Source organism: Nocardiopsis sp. CA-288880, from assembly GCF_050955985.1.
Lineage (GTDB): Bacteria > Actinomycetota > Actinomycetes > Streptosporangiales > Streptosporangiaceae > Nocardiopsis > Nocardiopsis tropica.
This window is the reverse complement of record NZ_CP192105.1, coordinates 4789529-4803577: the sequence shown is the minus strand read 5'-3', so window position 1 is coordinate 4803577 and position 14049 is coordinate 4789529. Positions and strand designations below refer to the sequence as shown.

Sequence of the window (14049 nt, the reverse complement as noted above, 5' to 3'; positions counted from 1 at the left end):
CGGCTTCTTTCCCAGTAGGCGAGCGGAAGGGGGCGGGATGGTGGATCCGCGCGGTACGGGACGGACGCGGCGCCTGCCTGCGGCACGGACCTGCGTCCTCGCGGCGGGAGCGGCCCTGGCGCTCGTCGCCCTCGGCGGCGACCCGGCCGCGGCCGAGGTGGAGGCCTACACCGTCCACATCAACGAGGTCGTCCGGCGCCTGACCCGGGTGGGGCAGAGCATCGCCGTCTCCTTCGCCGTCCTGTTCACCGTGGTCGCCGGTCTGCGCTGGATCCTGGCGGGCGGCGAGCCGGGGGAGATCGACAAGTCCAAGCGCGCCTTCGCCGGCGCGGGCATGGGCTACCTCGTCGCCTTCTCCGGCGAGGTGATCCTCCTGGCCCTGGACTACGTCAACGGCTACGACGCGTGACGGGGGCGCCGGGGAGGCCGGGGGAGCCGGAGGAGCACGGGGACGCCGCCACGGAGCAGACCTACGCGGAGGTCTTCGACTGCGGCGCCCTCGAGGTCTCCTGCCACATCACCCAGTGGTTCCACGGGCTGGTCGTCGGCGTCCTGGACCCCCTGCTGGGCTGGGTCGCGGGAAAGCTGTTCGCGACCCCCGGGCCGACCGCGGGGGTGACCGCCGTGTGGGAGGGCGTGTCCGCCACGGCCAACGCCCTCTACCTGCTCCTCGTCCTCGCCGCCGGGTTCGTCCTCATGGCGCACCACAGCGTCCAGGCCCAGTACGGGGCCAGGGAGGTCCTGCCGCGCCTGGTGGTGGGGTTCGTCGCCTCCAACGCGTCGCTGAACGTGGTGGGCCTGGCGGCGGAGGCGTCCACCGCCGTCGCCCGGGCCGTCGGCGACGACGGCATCGACGCCGGCGCCGCCGCCCGCCACCTGAGCAGCAGGTCCACCCCCTTCCTCGCCGACGAGACCTCGGCGGTGGTGCTGTTCCTGCTGGTCCTCGTGGTCCTGCTCGTGCTGTGGGTGGTCGTGGAGATCGTCCGCGTGGTCATCGTGGTCCTGCTGATGGTCGGCGGCCCGCTCATGCTGATGTTCCACGGGCTGCCGCAGACCAACCGGGTCGCGCAGATGTGGTGGCGGACGCTGGCCGCGGTGTGCCTCGTCCCGGTCGCCCAGGCGATCGCGTTCGTGGCGCTGACCCGCGTCTTCTTCGAGGGCGACACCCGGGCGCTGTTCGGGGTCGTGCACATCGTGCGCGGCGAGGCCGACCTCTTCGACCTCTTCCTCCTCCTGGTGCTCGTCTACGTCCAGATCCGCATCCCCGTGTGGGCCTACAGGGCCGTGTGGTCCCCGCCGGCCGGAAGGTCTCCGGCGGCGGACGCCGCCAAGTCCCTGGCCTCGACCGCGGTCCTGGTCGCGGTCACGGCCGCCACCGGAGGGGGAGGGGCGCTCGCCGCCGCGGCCCGGAGCACGGGCGGCCGGACCGGCGCGCTCCTGCGGGCGGTCGAGCGCCGCCCGCGCGCCGAGGCGGGCGTCCCCGCCCTCCCCAGGCGCGTGCGCACCTGGCGCTTCGGCACCCCGGGCTCCGGGTCCTCCCCGGGCTCCGGGTCCTCCCCGGGCTCCGGGTCCTCCGCGCCGCACCGGCCGACCGCCGCCCCCGCCGCCCGGGGCGCACCGGGGCCCGCGCACGCCCCGCCACGGGGACGGGGAGGGCCGGCGGACGCGGCCGCGCACCGGAGGCCCCGCAACGCCCCGGCCCCGCCGCCCGCAGGACCGCCGGACGGACGGGGAGGGACGCCCCGGCCCGTCCCGCGCCGCCCGGGCACACCGCCCGCGACCGGGACCGACGCCTCCGCCACCCGGCCGGAGCCGCCACGGGACCACGGTGCCGAGCCGCGGCGCGGGCGGCCCCCGCCGGACCCCGGCGCCCGGCCGGCACGGCCCCGCGCCGAGCCCGGGCACCGCAGACCCGTTCCGCCCCGGCACCGGCCGCGGCGCGAGACCTGAACCGATACCGAAGGACGGCCCCATGGACCAGGACGCCTCCACCTGGCGGGCACGCGTGCCCGCCGACATCGAGCGCCCCGAACCCGTGCTGTGGAACCTCACCGCGCGCCAACTGCTGCTCATGGCCCCCGCGGCACTGGCCTCCTGGGCCGTGTTCTCCGCCGGGTCCGGACACCTGCCCGCGTGGCTGCTGGGAACCGCGGCGGCCGTGCTGCTCGGCCCCGCCTGGGCCCTGGCCTGCGGACGCAGGGACGGCGTCGGCCTCGACCGCCTCGCCTGGTCGGCCCTGCGCTGGAGGACCGCCCCCCGGACGCGGCGGGCGGACGAGGCCCTGCCCGCGGTCGGCGCCGACGGGGTGGTGGACCTGGGCGGCAGGTCCGCCGTCGTCCTCGCCTGCACCAGCGTCCCGCTCCACCTGCTCTCCGGGGAGGAGCAGGACCGGGCTCTGGCCACGTTCGCCGCCCTGCTCGACTCCCTGGCCGAACCCGTCCAGATCCTCGTCCGGCGGCGCCCCACGGACCTGGCCCCGCACGCCCGGCGGCTGCGCCGCGACGTCCCGCGACTCCCCGCGGGGCTGCGCCGCGCGGCCCTGGCCCACGCCGCGTTCCTCGACGACCTGCAGGCCCGCCACGAACCCACCCGCCACAGCGTCCTGCTCGTCCTCACCTCCGACGGCGCCCCGGAGACGGCGGGGGAGGCGCTCCTGCGCCGCGCGGAGGACACCGCCTCCCACCTGGCGGCGCTCGACGTCCGCGCCCTGACCTGCGACGGACCCACCGCCGAACGGCTCATCCGGGAGTCCCTCCCCACCGCCGGCACCGAGGGGGTGCACCGGTGACCGCACCCCGGATCCGCCTGCGCCCGCGCCGCCTGGACGCGGACGGCTGGTTCGCCCGGACGATGGTCGTCACCGGCTACCCGCACCAGGTGCGCGCCGGATGGGCCGACCCGCTCCTGTCCTTCCCCGGCAGGGTGGACGTGGCCTGCCACCTCACCCCGGTCCCCGGGCCGCTCGCCGCCCGACGCCTGCGCCGGCGCCGCGCACGCCTGGAATCGGCGTGGCGCACCGACACCGCCCACGGGCGCCTGGAGGACCCGCAGCGCACCGCCGCGGCCGAGGACGCCGCGGACCTGGCCGAACGCGTGGCACTGGGGGAGACCCGCCTGTTCCGGCTCGCCGTCTACGCCACCGTGCACGCGCCCACACCGGAAGAGCTGGACGCCGACGTGCGCCGTCTGGCGGCGCTGGCCGGATCGATCCTGGTCGACCTGTCGCCCGCCACCTACCGCGCCTGGGAGGGATGGCGCTCGACCCTGCCGCTGGGCACCGACAGCCTGCGCACCGGGCGCACCGTGGACACCGAGGCCGTCGCGGCGCTGATGCCCTTCGCCGGGGCCGAACTCCCCGCCGGCGCCGGACGCACCGCCGTCGTCCACGGGGAGAACGCCCACTCCGGCGGGCTGGTGGTCTGGGACCGCTTCCACGGCGGCCTGGACAACGGCAACGCCGTCATCCTCGCCCGCAGCGGCGCCGGAAAGTCCTACCTGGCCAAACTCGAACTCCTGCGCTCCCTCTACACCGGTGTGCAGGCGAGCGTGATCGACCCCGCCGACGAGTACGGGCGCCTGGCCGAGGCCGTCGGCGGCGACCGCGTCCGCCTCGGGCTGCCCGGGGGCCGCCTCAACCCCTTCGATCTGCCCGCCGCCGAGGACCGGGCCCCCGCCGCCCGGGCCCTGTTCCTGCACACCCTGGTGACCGCCATGGTCGGCGCCCTCACCGCGGACGAGGGCGCCGTCCTCGACCGGGCCGTCCTGGACGCCTACGCCGGACGCGGCATCACCCCCGATCCCGCCACCTGGCACCGCACACCACCGGTCATGGCGGATCTGGGTACGGCCCTGCGCGACTGGACCGGCCCGGCCGAGCAGGCCGGCGCCGCGCACACCCTGGCCGCCAGACTCGGCCCCTTCACCCACGGCTCCCGCCGGGGCCTGTTCGACGGACCCACCACCGCCCGCCTCACGGGCCACCTCACCGTCGTCTCGCTGCGCCACTTGCCCGAGGAGCTCAAGACCGTCGGACTGCTCCTGATCCTGGACGCCCTGTGGCGCCGCGCCCGCGACCCCGCCGACCGCAGACCCCGGCTCCTCACCATCGACGAGGGCTGGACCCTGCTCCGCGACCCGGTCGGGGCCCGCTACCTGTTCGACCTCGCCAAGAACGCCCGCCGCCACTGGACCGGGCTCACGCTCGTCACCCAGGACGTCGCCGACCTGCTCGCCACCGACCTCGGCCGCGCCGTCGCCGCCAACGCCGCCACCCAGATCCTGCTCCGCCAGGCCCCGCAGAACCTCGACGCCGTGTGCGAGTCCTTCCACCTCTCCCGGGGAGAGCGCCGGATCGTCGCCACCGCCGAACGCGGCAGCGCACTCCTGGCAGCCGGCCGCCACCGCGCCGTCTTCCGCGCCCTCGCCTCACCCGTCGAACACCGGTTGATCACCACCGACCCCGCCGAACTCGCGCACCTGGAAGGCGAAGACCGATGAGCGCACTGTTCCCGGCCACCGCTGCCGCCACCGCCGGAGCCGCCCTGCTGCTGTGGGCCGCCTCCGTCATCGCCCTGCGCCTCGCGCGCACCGCCTACCTCTCCCGAGGGGCCCACACCCTGGAGATCCACGCCCCGCCCCGGACCACCGTCGACCACGCCCTCGCCTTCTGGACCCACACCCTCGGACTCCTGCGCCCACGCTGGACCCACCGACTCGTCCCACCCCACCTGGCCTGGGAGTACGTCGCCTCCTCCGACGGGGTACGCATCCAGGTCTGGGTCCCGGGAACCGTCGACGCCCGCGCCCTCGCCCGCGCCGTGGCCGCCGACTGGCCCGGCGCCACCACCCGCCTGCGCCGCGCCACCGCCGCCATTCCGCGGGGCGAACACGTCACCGGGAGCTGGCAGCGGCTGGCCCGCGGCGACCAGTACCCGCTCCGCACCGGCTTCACCGACGACCCCCTGCGCAACCTGTTCGGCGAACTCTCCGACCTCACCCCGGGCCAGCACGCCGTGGTCCGCGTCTGCGCCCGCCCTGCCGGACCGCGCCGGGCGGCCGGCGCCCGCACCGCCGCCGCACGCCTGCGCGGCCTCGGCGCCCCGCTCCTGGCGACCGGCACGCCCTTCCGCGGCGGCGGCCGCACCACCCTGTACCCCGGGACCGCCGACGACGTGCGCGCCATCCTCACCAAGGCCGCCTCACCCCGACTGGCCTGCCAGGTCATCGTCCTGACCAGCACCGAGCACCCTGGCCGCCCGGCGGCCGGACGCCTGCGCGCCCGCGCCAAGGGCATCACCGCCTTCCTGTCCGCCTACACCTCCGGCCTCAACGGGTTCCGCCGCCAGTGGACCCCCTTCCCCGGCCTGTGGACGGGCCGCCGCCACCTGGCCCGCGGCTCCCTGCTCAGCACCGCCGAACTCGCCGCCATCGCCCACCTGCCCACCGACGCCGCCGTCCCCGGACTCACCCGCGCGGGCGCCCGCCGCGTCGCCCCCGACCCGCGGGTACCCCGCGCCGGACGCGTCCTGGGCGAGGCCGACGCCGGACCCCGCCGCCCCGTCGCCACGGGGATCGCGGAGGCCCGCCAGCACACCCACGTCATCGGCAAGACCGGCTCCGGCAAGTCCACGCTCCTGGCGCGCATGGTCCTCCAGGACGCCGAGGCCGGACGCAGCGCCCTGCTCCTCGACCCGCGCGGCGACCTCGTCCTGGACGTCCTCGACCGCCTGCCCAAACGCTCCGTCAACGCCACCGTGCTGTTCGACCCGGCCGACCCGACGCCGCCGCCCCGGCTCAACGTCCTGCGCCTCGGCACCCCCGAGCACGCCGCCGACACCGTCACCGGCATCTTCCGCAGGATCCACGCCTCCTCCTGGGGGCCGCGCACCGAGGACATCCTCAGGGCCACCTCCCTGACCCTCGCCCGGGCCCAGGACCCCGGCCTGACCATCGGCCACATCCCGCGGCTCCTGGCCGACGACGCCTTCCGGGCGGGAGTCCTCGCCGGACAGCGCCCCGATACCGCGCTCGACGACTTCTGGCACTGGCACACGCTCCAGTCGCCGCAGCTGCGCGCCGCCGCCACCGACCCGCTCCTGAACAAGCTCCGCGCGATCCTGCTCCGCCCCTGGGCCGCGTCCGTCCTGGCCTCCGGAGCCTCCACCGTCGACCTGCCCCACCTGCTCGACCACGGCGGCCTGGTCCTCATGCGCCTGCCCAAGGGCCGCCTGGGCGAGGACACCGCGTCGCTCATCGGCACCCTGGTCCTGGCCGCCGCCTGGAACGCCGTCACCGCCCGCGCCGCCACGCCCGAGCACCGGCGCCCGGACACCTGCCTCTACCTGGACGAGGCCGCGAACTTCCTGCGCCTGCCCGGCTCGGTCGCCGACATGCTCGCCGAGGCCCGCGGCTACCGCACCGCCATGGTCATCGCCCACCAGGAGCTCGGCCAGCTCCCGCCCGCCACCCGCGCCGCCGTGGCCGCGAACTGCCGCACCAAGGTCTTCTTCACCACCTCACCGGACGACGCCGCCGCGCTCGCCCAGCACACGCTCCCGCACCTGAACGCCCACGACCTCTCCCACCTGGGACCCCACCAGGCCGCCGTGCGCACCCTGCACGGCGCCGCCGAACTGTCCGCGTCCACCATGCGCACCGAGCCCCTGCCCGAACCCGTCAACGGCCGCGCACGCCAGGTCCGCAAGGCCGCCCGCCGCTTCGCCCCGCAGCCCGAACGCACCCGACGTACCGACCCGCGCCGACAGGAGCACCGCTGATGGCCACCATCCGACTCACCGAGCGCGACCTGCGCATCCTGGACACCCTGCACCTCCACCGCGTCCTGACCACCCCGCAGATCGGCGAACTGTTCTTCTCCGGCACCACCTCGCGCGCGGCACAGCGCCGCCTGCTCGGATTCGCCGAGAACGACCTCGCCGACCGCTTCACACCCCGCCACCCTGGCTGGAACGCGCCCCACCACTGGACACTCGGACCCGAGGGCGCCAGGGTCGTCGCCACCCGGCTCGGCCTCACCCCCAAGCAGATCGGCTACCGGCCCGACACCCACCTGCGCCTGCGCGCCTCCACCCGGCTCGGCCACGCCACCGGCCTGGCCCAGACCTACGTGCGCTTCGCCACCACCGCCCGCGCCACACCCGGAGCCACACTCCAGCGCTGGTGGTCCGAGGCCCGCTGCCGCACCGCCTGGGGGCACCGCGTCTGCCCCGACGGCTACCTGCGCTGGCGTCAGGACGGAACCACCCTGGACGCCTTCGTCGAGTACGACACCGGCACCGAGCCGCTGGTCCGCCTCACCGAGAAGATCAGCCGCTACCGCGACCTCGCCGTGGAGACACGGCTGGCCACCCCGGTCCTGTTCGTCGTCCCCGGCCCCAGGCGCCTGACCAGTTTGTGCCGCGTCCTGGACGGCGGCCCCCAGGTCCCGGTCCACGTGACCACGCACGCCCGGCTGGCCTATCCCGGCCCCACCCGCCCCGTCTGGCGCAGGGCGGGAGACCCCGCCTGCGGTGTCCGCCCGCTCGTCGACCTCGCCTGAGCGGTGCTCAAACCGGTCGTCGGGACCGCCGCCCTCGTCATGGTGCTGGTCGCGGTGCTCGGCGCGGTCGGGACGGGGAGCGGCGAGCGCGAACGCGTCGAGAAAGCGCGGGCACAGGCCGAGGAGGTGCCGGGCATACCCGCGGTCCTCCTCGACGCCTACCGGCGCGCCGCCCGCGGCCTGGAGCAGCGGCACCCGGGCTGCACGGGGATGAGTTGGACGGTCCTGGCGGGCATCGGCCGGGAGGAGTCCGACCACGCCGCCGGCCACACCGTCGCGCCCGACGGGGACACCGATCCGCCCGTCGTCGGCCCGAGGCTGGACGGCACCGGAGCGGGCGGCAACCGCACCGCCCACACGGACAGTGACAAGGGACGTTGGGACGGTGACACGGAGTACGACGCCGCGGTGGGGGTAACCCAGTTGCTGCCGGCGTGGTGGGCCGGGCACGGAGTGGACGGCGACGGGGACGGCGAGGCCGACCCGCACAACGTCTACGACGCCACCGCCTCCACCGCCGCGGAACTGTGCACCGGCCACCCCCTGGCGACGGTGGACTTCACCCACGAGGAACAGCTCGCCGACGCGCTCTCGCGCTACAACCCCTGGGACACCTACGTTGAGAACGTCCTGGCCAACATCGCCGAGTACGAGGAGTTCGACACCGCAGCGGACGGAGGGCACGTCGTGAGCGGATCCGGCGGCGAGAAGGGCCGGACCGCCGCCGAATGGGCCCTCGAACAGGTCGGCAAGCCCTACGTGTGGGGAGGGACGGGCCCCGAGGGGTTCGACTGCTCGGGCCTGGTCATGAAGGCCTGGCAGGCCGCCGGGGTGCGGATCCCGCGCGTGACCACCGACCAGGTCGATGCCGGGGAGACGATCGCCCTCGACTCCCTCGCCCCCGGCGACCTGCTCTTCTACGACACCGGCAGCGGCCCCGCCCCCTCCCACGTGACCATCTACGCCGGCGACGGCAAGATGGTCAACGCCGCCCGGTCGGGGACGGACATCCGCGTCGAGCCCGTCGAGGGGCCGTACTACTCCGCCCGCTTCATGTCCGCGATCCGCCCGGGGTAGGGGAGGGGAGAGGGAGGCGGGGAACGGGGAGCCGGTGACCTCTGCCGTGTCGAGGTGGTTCAGGACTTGTCGTCCGCTCTCCCCAAAGCGCGGGCGATCTCTCGACTGTCAGGTTCGGTGTAAGCGACGGTCAGACCGTTGCTGGGGCACAGCAGAGCCGCAGTCCGGCTGACACGCTGTGTCAGTGCTGCAAGCTCGGTCGCCACGTATGCGATGAGAAGGGCAGGTGCACCAGGGCGGAGGGCAGTGGGCATTGGTGCGGAGGGATGGGCCTTCCCTGTTCCGAGCTCTTTGGGGGTTCGATGTGCGGACGGAGAAGCCGAGGTCAGGGTGAGGGAATCCATCAACCAGTGAGAATGACTTCCTCGATGCCCAGGCGCCTGGTCAATCCGACAGCTTGGGTACGGATGGAAGGCCGGGCTCGGTGTAGAACCCGCCGTAGCGTGTCGTGCGCGTCGCTGTTGTAACGGAGGTCCTCCGAGCCGGTCGTCTCCGCTTGCAACAGGTAGAGCATCGCCGCCCCAGGGTCGAAGCGGAGGATGTGACCACGCGCCAGGTCCAGGGACCATGTGGTGTGGCGTTCACGTGAAGCGAGGGGAGATGTGTCGATTCGGTCTGCCAGGGCCAGAGCCGACGCGGCCTGGCCGTCCTCCAGCTCGATACCGACCGCGTGCAGGGCCACGTTGGAGGGGCCGAAACAGGTCCTTCCCACGTTGGTCTCACCGGTTTTCTCGGCCAGGGGTGCTGCCCGGTCGTTGATCCATTCCAATGCTGTGAACTTGTCCCCTGAACGGGCCTGGGCTACCGCTGCAGTCAGCCACAGGGCCCCCGTGATTGCTCCGGCACCACGGTTAGTAGTCGAGGACACCTGGGAAATAGCGTCGAGTGCGACCTCCTTCGCCGCGCCGTGCTCTCCAAGGGCGAGGAGGGCGTGATGCAGGTCCGGGGCGAGCTGGGCCTCTGTTGGTACGCGAGTGGGTTCCTCGGCTCCGGTGAGGAGTTGCACCACTGGAACCGCAAGAGATGTGGCCAGGGCTTCAACCGTGTCGAGTGACGGAGTACGGTTCTGCCGTTATATCCGACCAACGTATTCGGGGTTCAGCCCGGCAAGCCCCGCTATGACCGCTTGGGACTTGCCCTGGCGTGAACAGTGCCATAGTAACCGCCGTGAGAACGACTTCCCCAGAGACACCAGGAAGCCCTTCACGGTGGAGCGTGGATGAGAAGCCCATAGCAGAACGGCCTCCCAGGCTGTCGGCACCTCCTTCCCCATTCGGAGACATGATGTCCAATCACCTGTTCGTACTCTGGGACGTCGACCACACCTTGCTTGAAACGAGGGGTGTCGGCCGCAAGGTTTTCGCCGAAGCATTCGAAATAGCAACCGGTCAGCCCATGTTCGCTGGTATGGCCACAGCATTGGGGCATACCGAACCAGTCCTCCTGGAGGAGACCCTCCGCCTCAACGGCATACTGTGTCCGGACGAAGGACTCTTCGGGCGCTTCGCACGGGCTCAGGTCGCGGCCTACCACAAGCACGCAGAGGAGTTGTGTGCGCGGGGACGCCTCCTGCCCGGGGTGGAACGAACGCTGGAAGCGCTGAGTCATCAGCCGAACATCATCCAGAGCGTGCTCACTGGGAACACCAGGGGCGCGGCCGAGGTCAAGCTTGCCGCGTTCGGGCTCGACCGTTGGCTCGACCTCGACATCGGTGCCTACGGAGACGACCATGTGAACCGGTCCGCTCTTGTTGGATTCGCACGTGAGCGGTCCGAGGCCAAACTCGGAGAGGCCTTCCCGGATTCCGACATCATTCTCATCGGGGACACGCCTCGGGATGTTGAGGCCGGGCATCTCGCAGGCGTCCGTGTCATCGGGGTTGCCTCGGGGGCGAGTCCTGTACAGGAACTCCAGAGCGCGGGGGCCGACTACACGATCGAATACCTGGACGAAGCTGACATATTAGACATTCTCTCTGTGCGTCTTCGGTCCTCGTGAAGCAGCGCCATCTTCCTTTAACGTCCTCTCAAGCCGACCATCACCACACCGCTGAGGACTTCCCGCAAGCAGTCTTTATTTTTCCTGGTTGCTCGCCCCGGCAACTGACGGAGGGCCATGACCTCGGTCTCTGCTGCGCCGACGTCCGCGGAGCAGGGCTCCTATGAGCATCCGACCGACGTACGGACCGGGAATCGGTGTCGTCTCTCGGCCTCTGGGCAGGCGTGGCCGCCCGGTGCCGCTCCGAGCGGACACGTCGCGCGAGGAGTCATCCGTGCCGGTCGAGGACCACCTTGAACGCCCCCGGCTGTTCTCACCGCGTCCTGTGACTCGAAGACCTGCTTCACGCAGTGATGACGGGCTTCGCCCGTCGCAGGTTGAGAGCCAGCTCCTCGCGGTTCTGCCGGGCATGGCTCACCCATGCGGGTTGGCCGGGCGCGGTGCGCCAGGACTCGCTCAGCGGACTGTTGTCCACGGTGTCGAACCCGAACTGGTCGTACAGTCGCGTGACCAGGTCGACTGCTTCGGGATGGTCGCTCGAAACCGACAGCGCCCTTCGGGCGGGGTCGCCGGCGGGGCGGGCCGTCCGGAGCAGGCTCGGAGCCTGGATATGCGTGAAGGCCTTGGCGACCTTCGACGTGGTGAGCTGTTCCTGGCGTAATTCGTGAACGGTCTTCGCACCGGAGTCGACCACCGGGAAGTGGCCGTCGCGCCAGGTCATGTAGTTGTTCGTGTCCAGCACGATCTTGCCCGCCAGCTCCTCGACGGGCATGTCGTTGACCGGCTTGAGGGGTACGGCGACGACCGCGAAGTCGCCCGATGCCGCGGCCTCCGCCGCATGCGCGGCACGAGCCGACGAGCCCAGTTCGGCGACCAGCCCGGCTAGGGTCTCCGGCCCCCGCGAGTTCGCGATGACGATCTCGTATCCGCTCGCTATCGCCGCGCGCGCGATCTGGCTGCCGACCTCGCCTGCGCCGAGGATGCCGATCGTGGTCACGGGTTTCTCCGATTCATTCTGGTAGTGCAGATGTCTTCGCGTGCGTGAGCCGGTGCCGCACCGCATATGCCCCTGAGGGGATCGTCCGGGTACGGTGCCGCGCCTTTCACGTGCTGAATTGCCGGGCCTGTGATGCCGTGTCCGCGGTGGGCAGGGCCGCCGAGGCCAGGAGGGCCAGCTTCTCCGCGTCCGAGGACCCGGCGTCCGGGTGGTACACCACGAGTTGCAGGGTCTCCGCCCCGCCGATGCTCAGCCGCTCCCTGTTGAGGTTGAGCTCCCCGACCTGGGGGTGGTCGAACCGGAGCTTCTCCCCGCGCTGTCCCCGCACCTCGTGCCGGGCCCAGAGCTGGCGGAACCGGGCGCTGGCCAGGGCCAGCTCTCCGGTGAGTTCGATGAACCGGGGGTCGTCGATCTCGTTGCCCACGGCCTGCCGCAAGTTCGCGATGTAGCATTCCGTGACGTTCTCCCACTCCGGGTGCAGAGCCTGCTCCGCCGGGTCCAGGAACATGTCCCGCAGCTGGTTGCCCCCCACCACCAGGCGCGGAGAGAGCTGCCTGGCCAGGGCGTTCGAGGCCAGGATGTCGAAATACCGGTCCTCGACGAAGGCCGGTTGGGCGAGGGAGTCCAAGAGCTTGAGCGTGCCGGGAGGCACACTCTCCTTGCGCGGCCGCCGTCTGCGCCTGCGCGGTGTCTCGGTGACCAGGGTCGACAGGTGGGCGAAGTGGGCGTCGTCGAGGCGCAGCACCCGCGCGATCGACTCGAGCACCTGCGCCGAGGGGTTGCGATCGCGGCCCCGCTCCAGCCGCAGGTAGTAGTCCGCGCTGATCCCGGCGAGCATGGCGACCTCCTCGCGCCGCAGCCCGGGAACACGCCGCACGCCGAACTCGGGGATACCCGCCTGCTCGGGTGACACCAGTTCGCGTCGAGCACGCAGGAAAGCGCCCAGGGGGTTCGATGTCTCACTCATACGACCAGCCTAAGGAGTGCCGGGGCGGACAGAGGGGGCCCTGTCACACCCCAGGCTCCGGAGGGCCCTGTCGTCGACGCGCGACCGTGCATAGCGTTCCCCACGACCCGATCGCGACATCTATTTCGAGGGGACGGGCATGACCGTCACATTGATCACCGGCGCCAACAAGGGCATCGGTTTCGAGACAGCCCAACAGCTCGTGGCGTTGGGCCACACCGTTTACATCGGCGCGCGCGACGTCGGACGGGGCGAGAGGGCGGCGGCGGAGGCCGGCGCGCGCTTCGTGCAGCTCGACGTGACCGACGACGCGTCGGTGGCCGATGCGCTGGGCGCCATCGACTCGGCCGAGGGCCGGCTCGACGTCCTGGTGAACAACGCGGGAATCCAGGTGCTCGGGGCCCCCGACGGTCCCACGGCCCTGCGGGTCTTCGACACCAACGTGGTGGGCATCGTGCGCGTCACGGAAGCGGCGCTGCCCCTGCTGCGCAGATCCTCCAACCCCACGGTGGTGACCGTGTCGAGCAGTGCCGGGTCGTTCTGGGCGGTGACCAACCCCGAGCGGCCGGAGTTCCACCTGCCGTCCGCTCTCGCCCTCTACTCCGCGTCCAAGACGGCGGCCACCATGCTGACGCTCCAGTACGCCAAGTCCGAGCCGGGCATCAGGTTCAACGCGCTGGAGCCCGGCACCACCGCCACGGACATGACGGCCGCCTTCGGAATCGGAAGGCCGCCCGCGGAGAGCGCGAGGGCCGTCGTGCGTCTGGCGGGTCTCGACGCGCACGGTCCGACCGGGACCTTCCAGGACGAATTCGGGGAGTTGCCCTGGTGAGCCCGTGCGGACCCCGGAGGAGAAGCAGGAGCGACCGCCGTCACGGCCGGTCCGCGGAGGGCATCGCGAGTCGTCGGGATTCCGGTGCGGCTCCCGACCGGGCCCGGAGAGGAAGACGTCATGGCCGACTTTGACATCCACGAGTTCTACCGTCGTTACGTCGGGGAGCTCAACGCCCACAAGTTCGACGGCATGGACGAGTTCATCCACGACGAAGTCGTGCTGAACGGTGTTCCGGGCACCCGGGACACCGTCATCGCGCTCCAGAAGGCGGACATCGAAGCAGTGCCGGACTTCCACTGGGAGCTCCAGGAGTTCCTCGTCGACGGCGACCGCGCGGCGGTACGGGCGATCAACACGGGGACCCCCGTGAGGGAATGGCTCGGAGCGGCTCCCACCGGCGCCTCGTTCGAGATCGTCGAATACGCCGTCTACGAGATCCGGGACGGACGCTTCGCGCAGATGACAGCCCTGCACGACGCCTCGGATCTGGATCGGCAACTGGCCGGCTGACCACCGGGGCCGCAGCCAGCCCCTTCATCGAACCTTCCGGACGCCCGGTCCCCGCCTGCCTCCGCACGAACGCCTCCCGGGCGGCGCCGTAGCGGTTCCGGCAGGCG

General features: G+C 72.4%; 14 protein-coding genes. 11 read left to right on the top strand and 3 right to left on the bottom strand.

The features are described 5' to 3' along the window. Positions 1–37: 37 nt before the first annotated feature. Genes ACQPYD_RS20965 through ACQPYD_RS20935 form a run of 7 tightly spaced genes read left to right on the top strand, consistent with a single transcriptional unit; the run spans position 38 to position 8635 of the window. Positions 38–409: a pilin gene (locus ACQPYD_RS20965; protein WP_433697299.1), complete on the top strand. Its 372-nt coding sequence runs from the start codon at positions 38–40 to the stop codon at positions 407–409. Beyond that, on the top strand, positions 406–1950 hold the full coding sequence (locus ACQPYD_RS20960) for a hypothetical protein (protein ID WP_433697298.1): 1545 nt from the start codon (positions 406–408) through the stop codon (positions 1948–1950). The genes ACQPYD_RS20965 and ACQPYD_RS20960 overlap by 4 nt, the downstream gene beginning before the upstream one ends. Positions 1951–1972: 22 nt before the next feature. Further along, complete coding sequence (locus ACQPYD_RS20955; protein ID WP_433697297.1) at positions 1973–2788, top strand: PrgI family protein; 816 nt, start codon at positions 1973–1975, stop codon at positions 2786–2788. Next, on the top strand, positions 2785–4497 hold the full coding sequence (locus ACQPYD_RS20950) for a VirB4 family type IV secretion system protein (RefSeq protein ID WP_433697296.1): 1713 nt from the start codon (positions 2785–2787) through the stop codon (positions 4495–4497). The genes ACQPYD_RS20955 and ACQPYD_RS20950 overlap by 4 nt, the downstream gene beginning before the upstream one ends. After that, a complete protein-coding gene (locus ACQPYD_RS20945; protein ID WP_433697295.1) occupies positions 4494–6776 on the top strand; it encodes a type IV secretory system conjugative DNA transfer family protein in 2283 nt (760 codons plus the stop codon). Before ACQPYD_RS20950 ends, ACQPYD_RS20945 begins: the two co-directional genes overlap by 4 nt. Further along, on the top strand, positions 6776–7558 hold the full coding sequence (locus ACQPYD_RS20940; protein ID WP_433697294.1) for a replication-relaxation family protein: 783 nt from the start codon (positions 6776–6778) through the stop codon (positions 7556–7558). The genes ACQPYD_RS20945 and ACQPYD_RS20940 overlap by 1 nt, the downstream gene beginning before the upstream one ends. Before the next feature lie 3 nt (positions 7559–7561). Continuing rightward, positions 7562–8635, top strand: a complete 1074-nt coding sequence (locus tag ACQPYD_RS20935) for a C40 family peptidase (protein WP_433697293.1) — start codon at positions 7562–7564, stop codon at positions 8633–8635. Between the two features lie 343 nt (positions 8636–8978). On the opposite strand, the gene ACQPYD_RS20930 is transcribed toward ACQPYD_RS20935, so the two are convergent. Then, the gene (locus ACQPYD_RS20930) at positions 8979–9404 is read right to left on the bottom strand and encodes a hypothetical protein (protein WP_433697292.1); all 426 of its coding nucleotides are present in this window, start codon (positions 9402–9404) and stop codon (positions 8979–8981) included. A 138-nt stretch (positions 9405–9542) separates the two neighbouring features. Here ACQPYD_RS20930 and ACQPYD_RS20925 point away from each other — a divergent pair, with 138 nt between their 5' ends. After that, positions 9543–9689 (top strand): hypothetical protein, encoded by a 147-nt coding sequence (locus ACQPYD_RS20925; protein WP_433697291.1) that lies wholly within the window; start codon positions 9543–9545, stop codon positions 9687–9689. A 161-nt stretch (positions 9690–9850) separates the two neighbouring features. Beyond that, positions 9851–10633 carry an HAD family hydrolase gene (locus ACQPYD_RS20920; RefSeq protein WP_433697290.1) on the top strand — a complete coding sequence of 261 codons (783 nt, stop codon included), beginning with the start codon at positions 9851–9853 and terminating at the stop codon, positions 10631–10633. 343 nt (positions 10634–10976) lie between these two features. Here the strand turns inward: ACQPYD_RS20920 and ACQPYD_RS20915 are convergent, their stop codons facing one another. Both ACQPYD_RS20915 and ACQPYD_RS20910 read right to left on the bottom strand, forming a co-directional pair. Next, positions 10977–11630 (bottom strand): NADPH-dependent F420 reductase, encoded by a 654-nt coding sequence (locus ACQPYD_RS20915; RefSeq protein WP_433697289.1) that lies wholly within the window; start codon positions 11628–11630, stop codon positions 10977–10979. A 106-nt stretch (positions 11631–11736) separates the two neighbouring features. Then, positions 11737–12597 (bottom strand): helix-turn-helix transcriptional regulator, encoded by an 861-nt coding sequence (locus tag ACQPYD_RS20910; protein ID WP_433697288.1) that lies wholly within the window; start codon positions 12595–12597, stop codon positions 11737–11739. Between the two features lie 139 nt (positions 12598–12736). Between ACQPYD_RS20910 and ACQPYD_RS20905 the strand changes: the two genes are divergently transcribed. Beyond that, complete coding sequence (locus ACQPYD_RS20905) at positions 12737–13429, top strand: SDR family NAD(P)-dependent oxidoreductase (protein ID WP_433697287.1); 693 nt, start codon at positions 12737–12739, stop codon at positions 13427–13429. 120 nt (positions 13430–13549) lie between these two features. Continuing rightward, positions 13550–13942, top strand: coding sequence for an ester cyclase (locus ACQPYD_RS20900; protein WP_433697286.1), 393 nt, complete (start codon positions 13550–13552; stop codon positions 13940–13942). Positions 13943–14049 lie beyond the last annotated feature (107 nt).